The 15847-nt window shown below is 73.4% G+C and carries 19 protein-coding genes; 14 read left to right on the forward strand and 5 right to left on the reverse strand.

Annotated elements, in window-relative coordinates:
* The first annotated feature begins 26 nt into the window (after positions 1 to 26).
* The 11 genes from B9O00_RS23735 to B9O00_RS23785 all read left to right on the forward strand — a co-directional run bounded on the left by B9O00_RS23735 (position 27) and on the right by B9O00_RS23785 (position 8929).
* Positions 27 to 1718: a portal protein gene (locus B9O00_RS23735; RefSeq protein WP_085125230.1), complete on the forward strand. Its 1692-nt coding sequence runs from the start codon at positions 27 to 29 to the stop codon at positions 1716 to 1718.
* Positions 1715 to 2080: a Bbp19 family protein gene (locus tag B9O00_RS23740; protein WP_085125231.1), complete on the forward strand. Its 366-nt coding sequence runs from the start codon at positions 1715 to 1717 to the stop codon at positions 2078 to 2080. Before B9O00_RS23735 ends, B9O00_RS23740 begins: the two co-directional genes overlap by 4 nt.
* Positions 2031 to 2726, forward strand: coding sequence for a hypothetical protein (locus tag B9O00_RS23745; protein WP_143596334.1), 696 nt, complete (start codon positions 2031 to 2033; stop codon positions 2724 to 2726). Before B9O00_RS23740 ends, B9O00_RS23745 begins: the two co-directional genes overlap by 50 nt.
* A 6-nt stretch (positions 2727 to 2732) precedes the next feature.
* Positions 2733 to 3731, forward strand: a complete 999-nt coding sequence (locus B9O00_RS23750; RefSeq protein ID WP_085125233.1) for a major capsid protein — start codon at positions 2733 to 2735, stop codon at positions 3729 to 3731.
* 176 nt (positions 3732 to 3907) lie between these two features.
* Positions 3908 to 4330 (forward strand): Bbp16 family capsid cement protein, encoded by a 423-nt coding sequence (locus tag B9O00_RS23755; RefSeq protein ID WP_085125234.1) that lies wholly within the window; start codon positions 3908 to 3910, stop codon positions 4328 to 4330.
* Positions 4331 to 4337: 7 nt separating this feature from the next.
* The gene (locus B9O00_RS23760) at positions 4338 to 4526 is read left to right on the forward strand and encodes a hypothetical protein (RefSeq protein ID WP_085125235.1); all 189 of its coding nucleotides are present in this window, start codon (positions 4338 to 4340) and stop codon (positions 4524 to 4526) included.
* Positions 4523 to 5122 carry a phage connector family protein gene (locus B9O00_RS23765; RefSeq protein ID WP_085125236.1) on the forward strand — a complete coding sequence of 200 codons (600 nt, stop codon included), beginning with the start codon at positions 4523 to 4525 and terminating at the stop codon, positions 5120 to 5122. The genes B9O00_RS23760 and B9O00_RS23765 overlap by 4 nt, the downstream gene beginning before the upstream one ends.
* Positions 5123 to 5139: 17 nt before the next feature.
* Positions 5140 to 7404, forward strand: coding sequence for a phage nozzle protein (locus tag B9O00_RS23770; RefSeq protein ID WP_085125237.1), 2265 nt, complete (start codon positions 5140 to 5142; stop codon positions 7402 to 7404).
* Positions 7397 to 7921, forward strand: coding sequence for a hypothetical protein (locus B9O00_RS23775; protein WP_085125238.1), 525 nt, complete (start codon positions 7397 to 7399; stop codon positions 7919 to 7921). The genes B9O00_RS23770 and B9O00_RS23775 overlap by 8 nt, the downstream gene beginning before the upstream one ends.
* Complete coding sequence (locus tag B9O00_RS23780) at positions 7909 to 8505, forward strand: virion core protein, T7 gp14 family (protein ID WP_085125239.1); 597 nt, start codon at positions 7909 to 7911, stop codon at positions 8503 to 8505. Before B9O00_RS23775 ends, B9O00_RS23780 begins: the two co-directional genes overlap by 13 nt.
* A gap of 1 nt (position 8506) precedes the next feature.
* Positions 8507 to 8929, forward strand: coding sequence for a hypothetical protein (locus B9O00_RS23785; protein WP_085125240.1), 423 nt, complete (start codon positions 8507 to 8509; stop codon positions 8927 to 8929).
* On the opposite strand, the gene B9O00_RS23790 is transcribed toward B9O00_RS23785, so the two are convergent.
* A complete protein-coding gene (locus tag B9O00_RS23790; RefSeq protein WP_085125241.1) occupies positions 8930 to 9184 on the reverse strand; it encodes a hypothetical protein in 255 nt (84 codons plus the stop codon).
* Positions 9185 to 9193: 9 nt separating this feature from the next.
* On the opposite strand from B9O00_RS23790, the gene B9O00_RS23795 reads away from it, so the two are divergent.
* Positions 9194 to 11122 carry a hypothetical protein gene (locus B9O00_RS23795; RefSeq protein WP_085125242.1) on the forward strand — a complete coding sequence of 643 codons (1929 nt, stop codon included), beginning with the start codon at positions 9194 to 9196 and terminating at the stop codon, positions 11120 to 11122.
* Here the strand turns inward: B9O00_RS23795 and B9O00_RS23800 are convergent.
* Together B9O00_RS23800 and B9O00_RS23805 are read right to left on the reverse strand one after the other, a co-directional pair.
* Positions 11087 to 11395, reverse strand: coding sequence for a hypothetical protein (locus B9O00_RS23800; RefSeq protein ID WP_085125243.1), 309 nt, complete (start codon positions 11393 to 11395; stop codon positions 11087 to 11089). The two genes, B9O00_RS23795 and B9O00_RS23800, sit on opposite strands and share 36 nt — an antisense overlap.
* A 13-nt stretch (positions 11396 to 11408) precedes the next feature.
* Positions 11409 to 11669, reverse strand: a complete 261-nt coding sequence (locus B9O00_RS23805; protein ID WP_085125244.1) for a hypothetical protein — start codon at positions 11667 to 11669, stop codon at positions 11409 to 11411.
* 246 nt (positions 11670 to 11915) lie between these two features.
* Between B9O00_RS23805 and B9O00_RS23810 the strand changes: the two genes are divergently transcribed.
* Both B9O00_RS23810 and B9O00_RS23820 read left to right on the forward strand, forming a co-directional pair.
* Positions 11916 to 13187 (forward strand): hypothetical protein, encoded by a 1272-nt coding sequence (locus tag B9O00_RS23810; RefSeq protein ID WP_085125245.1) that lies wholly within the window; start codon positions 11916 to 11918, stop codon positions 13185 to 13187.
* Positions 13187 to 13867: a glycine-rich domain-containing protein gene (locus B9O00_RS23820; protein WP_089229779.1), complete on the forward strand. Its 681-nt coding sequence runs from the start codon at positions 13187 to 13189 to the stop codon at positions 13865 to 13867. Before B9O00_RS23810 ends, B9O00_RS23820 begins: the two co-directional genes overlap by 1 nt.
* Positions 13868 to 13891: 24 nt before the next feature.
* Here the strand turns inward: B9O00_RS23820 and B9O00_RS23825 are convergent, their stop codons facing one another.
* Positions 13892 to 14590 (reverse strand): aspartate/glutamate racemase family protein, encoded by a 699-nt coding sequence (locus B9O00_RS23825; RefSeq protein WP_085125248.1) that lies wholly within the window; start codon positions 14588 to 14590, stop codon positions 13892 to 13894.
* A 260-nt stretch (positions 14591 to 14850) separates the two neighbouring features.
* On the reverse strand, positions 14851 to 15828 hold the full coding sequence (locus B9O00_RS23830) for an OmpA family protein (protein WP_085125249.1): 978 nt from the start codon (positions 15826 to 15828) through the stop codon (positions 14851 to 14853).
* Positions 15829 to 15847 lie beyond the last annotated feature (19 nt).

Consider the following 15847-nt stretch of genomic DNA (forward strand, 5'->3'; position numbering starts at 1 on the left):
GGCACCGGCCCCGCGAAAGGACCCCGATGAGAACCTTGCGACAGCACGTCGAGAGCCGGCTGGAGGCGCTGCGCCAGGAGCGCAGCAGCTGGATGCCGCACTGGAGCGAGCTCAGCGAGCACCTGCTGCCGCGCCGCGGCCGCTTCCTGGGCGGGGAGGGCGGCGCGCGCCCCAACCAGGGCGGCAAGCGCAACGGACGGATCGTCAACGGCACCGCGACGATCGCGCTCAGGACCCTGCAGTCGGGCCTCTCGGCCGGCGTCACCAGCCCGGCCCGGCCCTGGTTCAAGCTCGCGACCCCCGATCCCGAGCTCGCCGAGTGGCAGCCGGTCAAGCTCTGGCTGGAACGGGTCGAGACGCTGATGCAGGCGGTCTTCGACCGCTCCAACCTCTATCCCGTGCTGCAGGCCCAGTACGAGGAGCTCGGTTGCTTCGGCACCGCCGTGCTGGCGGTCTTCGAGGACCGGGACGACGTCATCCGGGTGCGCGGCTTCACCGCCGGCGAGTACATGATCGCCCAGGACCACAAGGGCCGGGTCGAGACCTTCTACCGCGAATACGCCATGACCGTGGCGCAGCTGGTCGAGCAGTTCGGCCTGGAGGCGGTCTCCGGGACGGTGCGCGGCCTCTGGGACCGCGGCGGCTACGACCAGTGGGTCGAGGTCGTCCACGCGATCGAGCCGAACCGGCCGCTCGACGGCGTCGCGCTCGAGGCGGACAAGCCCTGGCGCTCGCTCTACTTCGAGAAGGGCCAGACGGGGGGAGGGGCCGCCGGCAAGGCGCTCGCCGAGCGCGGCTTCGAGGAGTTTCCGCTGATGGCGCCGCGCTGGCACCTGATGAGCGGCGACATCTACGGCCGCTCGCCGGCGATGGACGCGCTCGGCGACGTCAAGCAGCTGCAGAACGAGGAGAGGCGCAAGGCCGAGGCGATCGAGAAGCTGGTCCGGCCGCCGATGATCGCGCCGACCAGCCTGCAGAAGCGCGCCGCCTCGATCCTGCCCGGCTCGATCACCTACGTCGACGTCCAGCAGGGCCAGGCCGGCTTCCGCCCGGCCTACCAGTTCGACCCGCAGATCCAGCCGCTGATGCTCGACATCGAGAAGCTGGAGAGCCGCATCAACCGCGCCTTCTACGCCGACCTCTTCCTGATGATGGTCGAGAGCGACCGCCGGCAGATCACCGCGACCGAGGTCGCCGAGCGCCACGAGGAGAAGCTGCTGGCCCTCGGGCCCGTGCTGGAGCGCCTCCACAAGGACCTGCTGCGTCCGCTGATCGACCGCAGCTTCGCGATCCTGGCGCGCGCCGAGCTCTTGCCGCCGGCGCCGCCGGAGCTGCAGGGCGGCGAGCTGGAGGTCGCCTTCGTGTCGCTGCTGGCCCAGGCCCAGAAGGCCGTCGACAGCGGCTCGATCGAGCGCTTCGCCGGCTTCGTCGGGCGCCTCGCCCAGGCCAATCCCGAGGCGCTCGACAAGCTCGACTTCGACCAGGCGGTCGAGCTCTACGGCGCGCGCCTCTCGGTGCCGCCCAGCCTGATTCGCGGCGCCGAGGCGGTCGCCGCCCTGCGCGCCGGCCGGGCCCGGCAGCAGCAGCTCGCCCAGGCCGGGCAGGCGGTCGAGCTCGCCGGCCGGGCGGCCGAGGGCGTCAAGGCGCTCGGCGAGACGCCGACCGGCGGCGAGACCCTGCTGAGCGGCCTGCTGCAGGCCGCCGGAGGCCGGCCGTGACCGGCGCCGGGCACTTCGACGCCGGGCACTTCGACGCCGGCGAGGCCGCGGCCGTCGCCGAGCGCGCGAAGCGGATGACGCGGGAGCAGCAGCGACGCGCCGCCGCCCTGCGCTATGTCCTGGAGGATCGCAGGGGCCGCGACTGGCTCTGGTCGCTGCTCGAGGACTGCCGGATCTGGACCAGCTCCTACACCGGCGACACGGCGACCTTCTTCAACGAGGGCATGCGCAACGTCGGTCTCAAGGTGCTGACCGAGATCACCGAGACGGTGCCCGAGGCCCTGGTGACCATGATCACGGAGAACCACAGCGATGAGCGAGACGATGGAGACTCTGGGCGGGAGCCCGGCCGCGAGCCCTGAGGCGGCGGCCGGCGAAGGCGCCGGCAGCCTTGCCCATGGTGATGCGAATATCGCAAGACCGGCGCCCGGGGCGTCCGATGCCGGGCTGACCGGCACGGCCGAGGAGGCACGGGCCGACGACGCACCAGCCGGGGAGGCCGGGCCTGCGGCTCCGGAGCGCTACGAGCTCTCGGTGCCCCAGGGCATGGACCTCGACGAGGCGATGCTCGCCGAGTTCACGCCGGTCGCCCGCGAGCTGGGCCTCTCCAACGCTCAGGCCCAGAGCCTGGCCGATGCCTACGCCCGGCGCATGCAGGCCCTGGCGGCCGGTCAGCTGGAGGGCTGGAACCGCCAGACCGACCAGTTCGCCGAGGCGGTGCTGGCCGACCGCGAGATCGGCGGCAGCCAGGCGGCCTTCGCCGCCAGGCGCGCGGTCATGAAGCGCGGCCTCTCGACCCTCGGCGACCGGGATCTGGCCCGTGCCATCGAGGAGGGCCGGCCGATCCACCCGAACAGCCCGGGCCTGCTGCGCGCGCTCTACCGCCTCGGCCGCGCCGCCGGCGAGGACGGCTTCGTCGAGGGCGGCCTCTCGGCCGCCGGCCCCGGCAGCGGCCCGCAGGCCTGGGCCCGCTCGCTCTATCCGACCCCGACGACTGCGAAGGAGTAAGGACCCATGGCCGTCATCGGCAACACCTACCTGACCCTGGCGGACCTGTTCAGCCGCCAGGACGAGACCAAGGCGATTGCGACGATCATCGAGATGCTGGCCGAGATCAATCCGCTGCTCGAGGACATGCCGGTCGTCGAGTGCAACAGCGGCACCCGGCACCTGACCACGGTCAGGACCGGCCTGCCGAGCGCGACCTGGCGCAAGCTCTACGAGGGCGTCCAGCCCTCGAAGTCGACGACGCGGCAGGTCTACGACACGGTCGGCTCGCTGGAGGCCTGGTCGGAGATCGACGCCAAGCTGGTCGAGATCTCCAGCGACCCGGCCGGCACGCGCCTCTCGGAAGCCCAGGCCTTCATCGAGGCGCTGTCGCAGACCATGGCGGCGACCCTGTTCTACGGCGACACCGCGGCCGAGCCCGAGAAGTTCCTGGGCCTGGCGCCGCGCTTCAACGACAGCGGCGCCGAGAACGGCAGCCAGATCGTCAAGGCCGGCGGCAGCGGCTCGGACAACACCTCGGTCTGGTTCGTCGTCTGGGGCGAGCGCACGGTCCACGGCCTCTATCCGCGCGGCTCCAGGGCCGGCCTGCAGCGCGACGACAAGGGCAAGCAGACCAAGGACCAGGCCGACGGCTCGGTCTACGACGTGTTCCGCGAGAAGTTCTGCTGGGACATGGGCCTCAGCCTGCGCGACTGGCGCTACGTCGCCCGGGTCTGCAACATCGACGTCACGGCGCTGACCAGCGACGCCTCGGCCGGCGCCGACCTCCACGAGAAGCTGACCGAGGCCTACTACCGCCTGCACCAGCGGCGCATCGCCGGCGGCAAGGCCGCGATCTACTGCAACACGCGGATCAAGGAGTACCTGCACAAGCAGGCGCTCAAGGCCAACGCCAACACCTTCGTGCGCCTGGCCGAGGTCGACGGCGAGGAGAAGATGTCCTTCCTCGGCATGCCGATCCGCGAGTGCGACGCGATCCTCAACAGCGAGGCCGCGGTGGCGTAGTGCACCTCACCCTCCCACGCTCCGCGTGGGCCCCTCCCTCTCCCCTGAAGCGGAGAGGGAAAAACAACCCCTCTCCACCTCTGGGGGAGAGGGAGGGGCCCGCGGCCGAAGGCCGTGGGAGGGTGAGGTGGCGGCACCGTCCAATGCCAAAATCGCAAACACAAGGAACCATCCCCATGATCTTCGACAAGCAGTGCCTGCTCAGCGACGACCAGCGGGTCACCACGACCGCCGTCAGCGACGTCCTCGACCTGGGGGCTCGGGGCACGCCGCACGGCGGCGCCGCGCCGCTCGCCCGCGATGTCGGGACCAGCGCGGTGCCGATCGCCGTGCTGGTCACCGAGGATTTCACCGGGCCGACCAGCCTGCAGGTCGCGGTCGAGGTCGACGACGACGCCGGCTTCGGTGCCCCGGCCACGCTGGTCTCGAGCCGCGCGGTGCCGGTCGCCGAGCTCAAGGCCGGCTTCGTCTTCAATCTCGACCGCCTGCCGCGCGGCAGCGACCGGCGCTACCTGCGACTGCAGTATCTCATGGTCGGAAGCGGCTCCACCGGTCGCCTCACCGCCGGCATCGTCGCCGGCCTGCAGCAGAACCCCTGAGGCCGTCATGCTGACCGTCAGGGCGCTCAGGCCCGGCTACCACGGCAAGCTGCGCGAGGCCGGGGAGGTCTTCCGGATCGCCGGCCGGCGCGAGCTCGGCTCCTGGATGGAGATCGTCGGCACGCGGCGGCCGAAGCTCTCGGCGGCGGAGGAGGCGGAGGCGCGGCCGGTCGAGCCGCCGGAGGTGGGCGGATGACCAGCAGCGTCGTGCAGATCTGCAACCTCGCGCTCGGCGACGTCGGCGCCAAGGCGCAGATCCAGTCGATCGACGAGGCCTCGCGCGAGGCGCAGCTGTGCAAGCTCTACTACGACCCGGCGCGGCGCGAGGTGCTGCGCGACCACGACTGGGGCTTCGCCAGCAAGAGCGAGGCCCTGGCCCTGGTCGGCGGCCAGCCGGTGCCGCGGCCCTGGCGCTATGCCTACGGCTACCCCAGCGACTGCCTGGCCTTCCGCGAGATCCTGCGCGAGGCCGCCGCCGAGCCGCCCGAGCCCTTCGAGATCGCCGTCAACCGCGGCCTCGACGGCAAGGTGATCCTGGCCGACCGGGCCCTGGCGGTCGGCCGCTACAGCGCCAACGTCGCCAACGCGACGCTGTTCGACGCCGGCTTCGTCGGGGCGCTCGCGGCACGCCTGGCGGTCGACCTCGCGCAGTCGCTGATCGGCGACCTGCGCAAGCGCGACACCCTGCTGCAGCTCTATGCCCAGCGTCGCGACGCCGCCAGGCGCGCGGATCTCGCCGAGAACGGCAGCCGGGCAGGAGCGGAGCCGGAGGCGCTGGCGGCGCGGCGCTAGCGGAAGAAGAGAGCACCATGTCCGACATCGCCCTCACCAAGTCCGGCTTCACCGCGGGCGTGCTGTCGCCGGCGCTCTTCGCGCGGGTCGACCTCTCGAAGTTCGACCTCGGCGCGAAGACGCTGGAGAACTTCCTCGTCCATGCCGAGGGCGGGGTCAGCAACCGGCCGGGCACGGAGTTCGTGCTGCGCGCCCGCGGCGACCGGATCCGGCTGATCCCCTTCGCCTTCTCGACCGAGCAGACCTACGTGCTGGAGCTCGGCGAGGGCTATCTCAGGGTCGTCAAGGACGGCGCCGTCGTGACCGAGCCGAGCCGGGCCGTCGCCGGTGTCGCCCCGGGCGATCCGGTCGTGCTGACGGTCGCGGGGCACGGCTACGGCAACGGCGACTGGATCTTCCTGGAGGGTCTCACCGGACCGACGGCGCTCAACGGCCGGTTCTGGGCGGTCACGGTGACCGGCGCGGACAGCGTCAGCCTCTCCGACCTGGACGGCCGGCCGCTCGACGGCACGGGCCTGCCGGCCTGGAGCGGCGGCGGCACCGCCGAGCGGGTCTACCGGATCGCCACCCCCTGGTCGGCCGACGAGCTGGAGCGGCTCAAGTTCGTGCAGTCGGCCGACACGATGTATCTCGCCCATCCGGGCTACGCGCCGCGCAAGCTGACGCGCAGCGCCGACGACGCCTGGAGCCTGGAGGTCATCGACTTCCAGCCCTCGATCGCGCCGCCGGGCGGGCTGTCGGCCTCGGGCGGCTCGGGCGGGCCGGCGCAGTACTACCGGGTGACGGCGGTCAAGGCCGAGACCTTCGAGGAATCGACGCCGGCCAGCGCCTCGGTCGGCGCCTCGCCGACCAGCGGCAGCCCGGTCAATCTCTCCTGGGCAGCCGTCGCCGGGGCGGCGAAGTACAACGTCTACAAGCTCGACAACGGCATCTACGGCTGGATCGGCGCCAGCGAGACGACCGCCTTCGCCGACGACAACATCGCCCCGGATGTCAGCGACACGCCGCCGACCGGCCGCAACCCCTTCGCCGCCGCCGGCGCCTATCCGGCGACCGTCGGCCTGCACGAGCAGCGCTCGGTCTGGGGCGCCTCGGACGACGATCCGCAGAAGACCTGGATGTCGACCTCGGCGAACTACGAGAACCTCAACGTCTCGACGCCGTCGAAGGACGACGACGCGGTGACCTTCACGATCGCTGCGCGGCAGGTCAACGAGATCCGCCACTACGTCAGCCTGAGCGACCTGCTGCTCTTCACCTCGGGGGGTGAGTTCAAGGTCAACGGCGGCGACGAGGTGGCGCTCACCCCCTCGAACGTCAACGTCAAGCCGCAGTCCTACCGCGGCTGCAGCCACGTGCCGCCGGTCGTGATCGGCAACACCGTGCTGTTCGTGCGCTACGACGGCCGCGCGGTCTACGACCTCGGCTACCAGCTCGCGGTCGACGGCTACAGCGGCAACGAGGTCACGGTGCTGGCCAAGCACCTGTTCCGCGGCGAGGGCCGGATCCGCGAGATGGCCTATGCCCAGACCCCCTGGTCGGTGGTCTGGTGCGTGCTCGGCGACGGGCGCCTGGCGGCCCTGACCTACATGCGCGAGCACGATGTCTGGGCCTGGCACAGCCATGTCACCGAGGGCGCCTTCGAGTCCGTCGCGGTGGTCCGGGAGAACGACGAGGACGTCGTCTACCTGGCGGTGCGCCGCACGGTCGAGGGCAGCGAGCGGGTCTATCTCGAGCGCATGAAGGAGCGCGAGGACCGGGCGATCGAGGAGGCCTTCTTCCTCGACAGCGGCCTCAGCTACGACGGGCCGGCGACCAGGGAGCTGTCGGGCCTCGGCCACCTGGAGGGCGAGACCGTGGCGATCCTGGCCGACGGCGGCGTGCAGCCGCGCCAGGTCGTGACCGGCGGCCGCATCAGCCTGCAGACGGCGGCCGAGCGGGTCCATGTCGGGCTGCCCTACGAGGCGACGATCGAGACCCTGCCGGTGACCCTGAGCGACCCGGCGGCGGCGGCGAAACGGCTGCGCATCCACCGGGTGCTGCTGCGCGTGCTCGCTGCGCGCGGCGTCCGGGTCGGGCCCGGCGGCGGGGCGGGCGAGCTGGTCGAGGTCAAGCAGCGCGCCGGCGAGCCCTACGGCACGCCGACCCGGCCCTTCACCGGCCAGATCGGCCTCAACGTCGCGCCCGAGTGGGCCGACGACACGACGATCCTGGTGCGCCAGAGCGATCCGCTGCCGATCACCGTGCTCGGCATGACCGCGGAGCTCGAGATCGGTGGCTGACCTCCCGGAGATCCGGGTCCTGCCGGCGAGACCCGAAGACGCCCGCCGGCTGGCGCCGCACTTGCGCGCCGCCGACCGGCGGGAGGTCTTCGCCGGCGGCGGCGTCGACGGCCTCACGGCGCTCTCGACCAGTCTGCACCACTCGCCGCTCGCCTGGACCGGCTGGGTCGGCGACGAGCCGGCCGTGATGTTCGGCGTCGCGCGCCCGAGCCTGCTCGCCGACTGCGGGCTGCCCTGGCTGCTCGGCTCGGCGCTGCTGGTCCGCCACCAGCGTGCCTTCCTGCGCCGCTGCCCCGGCTACCTGCGGGAGATGCGACGCGGCCACGCCCTGCTGCACAACTGGGTCGACGAGCGCAACGCGCTGTCGCGCCGCTGGCTCGCCTGGCTCGGCTTCCGCTTCGAGCCGCCGGCACCCTACGGCCCCTTCGGCCTGCCGTTCCGCCGCTTCTGGATGGAGGGACTTCCGATGGATACCCCGAAGACTTCGCCCCGCCGGATCTCGTCATGTGCGACGTGACCGCGGCGCTGGCCGTCGTCTCGCTCGGCTTCACCGTGCTCGGCACGCTCAACCAGGCCCGCGGCGCGGCGCAGACCGCCGCCGCCGGCCAGCAGCAGGCCGCGGCCCAGACCCAGGTCGCCCAGCAGCAGTACCAGTACCAGGCGGCCGTCGAGCGCAACAACGCCCAGGCCGCCCAGTCCCTGGCCCAGGACGAGCTGGCCCAGGGCGTGGTCGAGGAGCGGCAGTACCGGCAGCAGGCAGGCTCCCTGCGCGCCCGCCAGGTCGCCGTACTGGCCGCAAGCGGCGTCGCCCTCGACGACGATTCCAGCGCCCTCGACGTGCTGGCCGACACCGACACCCTGGCTGCCTACGACGTCGGCGTGATCCGGCGCAACGCCGAGCGCCGGGCCTACGAGCAGCGCCTGCGCGCCATGAACTTCGACAGCCAGGCCGCGCTCGACGACTACGGCGCGGCGTCGGCGCCGGTGACCTACGCCTACACCGGCCCGAGCCCCTCGCAGGCCTCGAGCAGCGCGCTCCTGAGCGGCGCCGGCTCGGTCGCCGAGCGCTGGTACGGCCTCAGCAAGGCGGGAGTCTTCTAGCATGCCCAGGGTGCCCACGGCCCAGGCGGCCGGCCTCGGCCGGCAGGCGATCGCGCCGGTCTCGATCCCCGTCCAGTCCTTCTCCCTGCCGGCGATCCGCGTGCCGCGCGACGAACGCGGCGCTGCCCTGAGCGCGCGCGGGGAGGCGCTGTCGGGCCTGGGCGGCGCGCTGGGCGGCATCGCCGACGACCTCGCGAAGCGCCAGGCGGCGGAACGGGGCAGGGCGCTGCTGCAGGAGGCGGAGACGGCCAGCGCCGCCGCCGTCGAGGACCTGCTGAAGAATCCCGAGAGCGGCTACCTGGCCAAGGCGGGCCGCGGCGCCCTGCTGGCGCGAGACGAGACGCTGCGGTCGCTCGACGCCGTCGGGCGCCGTGGCCTCGCGGAGCTGGAGCCGGCCCTGCGCCCGGCCTACGCCGGTCTCTAGTCAGAGCAGCGGCGGCAGGCGGCCGAGGCGATCGACGCCCATGCCCGGCAGCAGTTCGGCGCCTGGCTCGACGCCGTCGATCTCGGCGAGATCCGCGCCGCCGGGACGGCGGCCGCCGAGAGCGGCGGCGCGCCCGAGGCGATCGGCACGGCGCTCGCCCGCGGCACGGCGGGGCTGGAGAACCTGGCCGGCCGCGGCGGCTGGCCGGCGGAGAGCCGTCGGCTCGCCGGGCGCGCCCTGCGCTCGCGCCTGCACGACGGCGTCGTGCGCCGGCTGCTGGAGCAGGAGGACTTCGGCCGGGCCTTCGCCTACTTCCGCGGCGCCGAGGGCGAGCTGACCGCCGGCGACCGCCGCACGCTCGAGCCGCTGCTCGAGCGGGCGCGCGACAAGGCGGCGGAGCTGGCGCGCGGCGCCTCGGCCGACCGTCTGCTCGCCGGCTGGCAGGCCGAGGGCCTGACGCCGGCGGAGCAGCGCGACAAGGCGCGCCTGCTCGCCAACCCGGCCCTCGGCGAGCTGGTGGCCGAGCGCATCGACCTCGGCGAGGCGCGCCGGGCGCGCGAGGAGCGGGCCGCCGATCGCCAGGCCTTGGCCGAGGCGCGGCAGGCCGTCGAGCGGGGCATCCTCGTCGAAGGGCTGCCCTTCGCGGTTTCGCAGCGGCTCTCCGGGTGGCAGCGCCTGGCGCTGGGCCGGCGCGCCCGCCGAATCGCCGCCGGGGACCAGCCGGACAGCGACCCCCTGCTGCTCTACGGCCTGCGCCGGCTCGCCGGCTACGACCCCGAGCACCTGGCCCAGCTCGACCTCTTCACCCTGGCGCGCGACGGCCTCGACGATCGCGACTTCGCGGACCTGGAGCGGCTGCAGGCGGCGGTCGCCGCGCGCCGCGAGGGCAGGGCGGGCGCCGCCGACCTGGCCTTCCTCGACCGGGAGGAGGCAGTCGCGCAGGCGCTGTCCCGCCAGCGCGCGCTCGCGGAGCGCGGAGCCGGTCCGCCGACGCCGGCCAACGAGCCGCGCGCCGAGGCGCTGCTCGACCGGGCGGTCCGGCATCGCGTCGAGGCCGAGGAGCGCCGCACCGGCAGGCCGCTCGACCGGGCGCAGCTGGAGGACCTGGTGCGGGAACTCGTCGCGCGCGGCGGCGCCGGGGCCGTGTCGCCGGCCGATCCCGTTCCGGCTGAGACCGTTCCGGAGGGAGGAGCGGAGCGATCCGTCCGGGACGGGCCTTGGACGGCGGCGCGCGGCAAGACGGCCCGGGAGCGCGTCTACGCGCTGACCGGTGCCGATCCGGCGATCGACCGCAGCAGCCTGCTGCCGGTCAGCCGCGATGCCGACGGCCGGATCGTCGCGACCTGGCCGGGCATGGCCCTCGACCTGCTGCAGTCGCTGCTGCTGCCCGGCCACGTCGCCCAGGGTGGCGACTGGTCGCCGGACGAGGCCACCCGGATGGCCCTCGACGTCGGGGCACTGGGCACGGGGGCTCGGGCGGCGCGCGTTGCCGCAGCTGGCGGCAAGAGCGTCCGTGAGGCGCTCGACGCCTCGACGCTCGGCATGGCGGGCGGCAAGGGACGCAGCCTGCCGACGGACGAGGCGAGCCGCATGGCGCGGGCGCGGCAGATGGGCTACGAAGGCGGCTACTACCGGGGCGAGGCGAGCGGGGCGCGGCCGGCGAGCTACCCCGGCGGTGCCCACTTCTCCCGCGAGCGGGGCTACGCCGCCGGCTTCGCCCGTCAGGGCGGCGCCGAGGAGCCGGCCGAGTTCATGCTGCGTATCGAGAAGTCGCTGGCCTACGAAGACGCTGTCACCATGAGCGACTGGGCCGAGCTGGTGCGCAACGCGAGGTCCCGGAAGGAGGCGCAACGTCTCGTCAATGCCGCGCCGATCCGGGGCGCATGGACCGTCGAGCAGTTTCTGCGACTCGCGGAGGCAGGGAGCGAGGTCGTCCTGATGGCCGGCAGCATGGCCTGGCAACTCCTCAAGATCAATGCAGACCAACCGTTCGCCTTGCTGCGACGGGCAGGCTACGACGCCATCGACAGCGGGCGCGACGTGCTCAAGCTCGGTCCGAAAGGTATCCGCCTGCGCAAGGCCGCCTTCGACCCCGCGAAGCGCGAGAGCAGCGACGTACTGGCCGCCGAGCCGGGGAGCGGGCCGGCGGGGGCGCTCCTAGAGGCGGATGACCGTGATCGGCGGCGGCCGTAGCGCTTCCGGTACGTAGAGGTCGAGATCGAAGGACATGCCATGCCGCTCCTGGTGCAGCATGCAGTAGAATTCCCAGAATAGCTGCAGTTTCGTTCGGACAGGGGGCACTTTCGGCGGCTGGGGCTTGCCGCTCCTAAGCCGTCGCCTGAAAGAAGGCCAGGCCCTTTCAGTCATCTCGACGGCATCTCGGACGAGGTCATCCTCCATCTGAGGGCGTGCTTCATCGAGGTCGATGGCGACGCCGATGACGTTTCGAATCGTGCCGTGATACATCGATGGCCTTCCGTCAGCTCCAGTCGGGGTCGCTGTCCGGCACGAAGGGCGTGCCGTACTTCTCTCTGTGCCGGGCGCAGTAGCGCTCCCAGAAGGCCTGGTCGCGGGGCGACGGCGCGTCCGCGCCGGCTTCCGCCGGGGCGGCGCTGACGCGGCCGGGACTGGTCTCGATCCATTCCGCCGTCTCGCGGGCCAGGTCCTTGTCCATGAGGAACTGCGCGCGGCCGATGTCGACGATCCGGCCGGAGGCGGCGCGCACGTAGCTGTGGAACATCGCCGTCTCCTCCTGTGGGAAGGGCGCCGCCGTCGACGGGCTCCGGCTTCGGTCCAGAGGCGCCGGAATGCTGCTCTTCGGGGAGCGCCGGGACCGCAGCGATACCGAACAAAGAGTGCCACAAGAGGGAACGGATGGCCAGCGCGGAGGTCTCCTCCGCCGGGTCCAGCGGGGCCGCCGGTGCTATCGACGCAGCACGGGCATTGCTAATTTCGCAACGACTCCGACCGCCAGGGATCGCCGACCATGACCGTGACCAGCACGACCTCGCGCCGCATCCACGAGGGCAACGACAGCGCGACGGCCTTCTCCTTCGACTTCCCGGTGACCGCGGCGGCCGACCTGGTCGTCACGCTGACCGCGGCCGACGGCGGCGAGACCCTGCTGGCGCAGGACAGCGACTATGCGGTCTCGGTCGCCGGCTACCCGGGCAGCGGCTCGATCGCCTACCCGCTGTCGGGGCCGCCGCTGCCGGCCGGTGCGCGCCTGACCATCGAGCGGCGCCTGACCATCGACCAGCAGATCGACCTGCAGAACCAGGGCAACTTCTACGCCGAGACCCACGAGGGCTTCTTCGACCGCATCGTGATGATCTGCCAGCAGCTCGCCGACGCCGTCGGGCGGACCGCCAAGCTGCCGGCCTCGAGCGCGCTCGGCGAGCTGTTCCTGCCGGCGCCCGAGGCCGGCCGGGTGCTGCTCTGGAACGCCGGCGCCGACGGCCTGGCCAACGGCCCCGAGGGCGACGAGATCGCCGCCGCCCAGGGCCGCGCCCAGGCCGCCGCCGGCAGCGCCGACGCCGCGGCGGGCGCGCAGGCCGGGGCCGAGGCCGCCCGGACCGCCGCCGAGGCCGCGCAGGCCGCCGCCGAGGCGGCCCGGGCGGCGCTCTCGCTGCCGGCGATCCAGTCGGGCGACGCCGGCAAGATGCTGCGCGTCCGGGCCGACGAGAGCGGCCAGGAGCTGCGCTCGCCGGCGGAGGTCGCCCAGGACGTCGGGGCGCTGACCCTCGGCGCCCACTCGATCCTGGTGCCGGCCCAGGCGATCCAGCCGAGCCCGTCCGGCGGCTGCGGCCCGCTGGCCGACGACGGCCAGGCGCCGACGAGCCCGAGCCAGTGGTTCCTGCCCTTCGATCCGGCGACTCCGGAGCACGCCCAGCTGACCCTGCCGACCCCGAAGAGCTGGGACGCCGGCCCCTTCGAGGTGGCCGTGCTGCACGCGCCCGGCACGACCGGCGGCGGCGCCGTCAGGTGGGTGCTGCGCGCCGCTGCGGCGAGCGACGGGGCGGCCCCGCCGGCCTGGGGCGCGGACGCCGGCCTGACGGACGTCCTCGGCGCGACGGTGGGCGTGCTCCGGCGCAGCGCGCGTGTCGCGGTCCTGCCCGGCGGCACGCCGGCCGCCGAGGACCTGCTGCACCTTCAGGTCCGGCGCGAGGCCGCCGACGCCGCCGACAGCCACGCCGGCGACGCCCGCCTGCTCGGCCTGATCGTCACCTTCACCCTCAGCCGGGGGACGGACGCCTGATGCTGCCCCAGCTGCTGCCGGGCGTGCGGCCGGTGATCGCCTACGGCGCCCAGACCTTCACCGCCGACGGCGCCTTCGTCGTCCCTGCCGGCGTGACACGCCTGCGGGTGACGCTGGTCGGCGGCGGCGGAGGCGGCGGGGGCGGGAAGAGCGGCGAACGCGGTGGCGGCGGCGGCGGTGGCGGCGGCTCGGCCAGGAGCATCGTCGAGCTCGCTCCGGGAGCGACCGTGCCCGTGACCATCGGCGTCGGCGGGCCGCCGGGCGGCGCGGAGCAGACCGGAAACGGCGGCGGCACCAGCGCCTTCGGCGCCTACCTCTCGGCCGGTGGCGGCCAGGCCGGCCTGCGCGGCAACGACGGCGGTGCCGGCGGCGCCGGCGGCAGCGGCGCCGGCGGCTTCGCCGGGGGCAACGGCGGTGCGGGCGACGGCGCCGGCAATCGGGCCGGAGGTGGCGGCGGCGGAGCGGCGGGCGCTACCGGTGGCGGCGGCTCCGGCAGCGGTGCCGCGCCCGGAGCGGGCAACGCTCCAGGGGGTGGCGGCGGTCCCGGCACCGGCAACGGGGACGGCATCCCGGGGCAGAGCTTCGGCGGCGGTGGCGGCGGCGGGTCGGGCGGCAACAGCCGCTCCGGCGGTCCCGGCGCGGCCGGCTGCTGCCTCGTCGAATGGGGCGGCGACATCTAGGGCGCCGACCCGATCGGGCCCCCGCTAGGTCGTCGCAGGGCCCGCGCGCAGGCTGCCGACCAGGTCGTGGACGGCGGCGCCGGTGACCGAACGCACGCGCTCGGCATAGGGGCCGATGTTGGTGCACTCCAGCACGACGGCGTCGAGCCGACCGGCGCGGGCGAGCAGCCGCTGCGCCGCCTCGGCGACGTCCTGCTCGGCGGCGGCACGGTCGAGCGTCTCGCGGTCCTCGGTGATCACGGGGAAGAGCTCGCGGCCCCGCTCGAGGCCCTCGACGACGAGGTCGTCGGACCAGTGCCCAGCGAAGTGCAGCGGCTTCAGGCGCCGCGAATCGAAGGTCAGCACGCCGATCCGCGCGGCCGGGCCCTGGCGCGTCCGGAGGTCTGCGCGGATCCGCGGCAGCAGGGCGAGGGCGCTGGCGGCGACCGGGACCGGCAGGGCGGCCGCCAGCCGGTCCTGCAGCTCGCCGAGGAAGCCGCAGCTGGTCGCGATCACCGCGGCACCCTCGGCGACCAGCGCCTCCGCCGCGGCCAGGATCGCCTCGGCGAGCGGGCCCTCGACCCCCTCGGCGCGCACCACGGCCCCGACGGTCGCGGCCGGGACGCGGCGGTAGAGCACCGGCCGGTCGAAGGAGGCCGGGTTGCCGATGTCGCCGAGGAGCCGCGGGAAGCGGGTGTTCAGCAGGACCACGCCGACGGGGGCCGCTGCGGGTTCATGGCTCATGACCGTTCGTCCGGCGTCGCGGGGCCGGTCCAGGCCCCGGAAAGAGAGAAGGGCTGCCCTCTCGGACAGCCCTTCCCCTCGTCAAACCTCGGTCGGTGCCGAGGACCGTCAGTCCGGGTCAGCTCACGCCAGCGCTGCGGCGGTGATGACCCAGGTCCCGGCGGCCGTCCGAGAATGAGAGTGAGACACTGGATCACCTCCTTTCGTTTGTTGAATGAGACCTTCAGTGTGGGGTGCCGCGGGGCGAGTCGCAAGTGGGGTCATCGGTAGTCCACCAGCTCGACCCGCCGGTTGAGGGCGCGGCCCTTTTCCGTGCGGTTGCTGGCGACCGGCGCCAGGAAGCCGACCCCGGCCGGGGTCATGCGCTCCGCCGCCACGCCGAACCGGCTGGCCAGGGCCTCCACCACGGCGGCGGCGCGCTTGCGCGAGAGCATCAGGTTGTAGTCCAGGCTGCCCTGGCTGTCGGTGTGGCCGACGATCAGCACCTTCAGCATCGGCTCGTCCGTCATCAGCCTGGCGATCTGCGCCAGGGCGGCATCGGACTCCGGCTTCAGCCCGGCGCTGTCGGTGTCGAAGTAGATGTCGTAGAGCGCGATCCGGCCCTCGTCCTCCAGGCCCCTGGCCATGGTCTCGGCGTCGACCGTCACCAGGCCAGTGTCCATGGGGGTGAGCTCGACCACGTCGAGCTGGCCGAAGACGCGGTTCTTGTCCTTGCCGCCGCTCGTCGTGTTCCGCGCGATGTAGAGCATGGCGTAGAGGTCGCCGTCCTTCGGCCGCGAGAGGTGCGCGGCGAGATAGCGCTGGTCGCGGTAGTTGTCGCCGAACTGCGCGTTGTAGGGCACCACGGCGTTGTTGAAGTTGCGGCCGCCGCAGGCCTGGTCGGAGCAGTCGAAGAGGATCTCGAAGCCGGCCTTCTTCAGGCCCTGCTCGTAGTTGCGGAAGATCTCCAGCGTCGAGCGCTTCTCCGGCAGGCGGTAGGTGATGCGCGTGACCGCACCCTCGAGCTCCTCGGTGTGATCGAGGTTCTTGTCGAGCCCGCCGTAGGCCGTCGCGGGCTCCGTGAAGAGGTGGTAGTCGGTGAAGGCGTCGCGCTGGTAGCGGATGATCTCGGCGCCCGGATAGCGCTGGATCATCGGATGGTCCGCTGCCCCCTTGGCGTCGGCGGCCTGCGCGGCCGCCGGCGCGGCGAGCGCCGCGACAAGGCCGATCAGGCCGGCGAGGGCCCCAAGTCTGGTCATTGCCGTCTCCCCGTTCGTC

It is taken from the genome of Tistlia consotensis USBA 355 (genome assembly GCF_900177295.1).
Taxonomy (GTDB): Bacteria; Pseudomonadota; Alphaproteobacteria; order Kiloniellales; family DSM-21159; genus Tistlia; species Tistlia consotensis.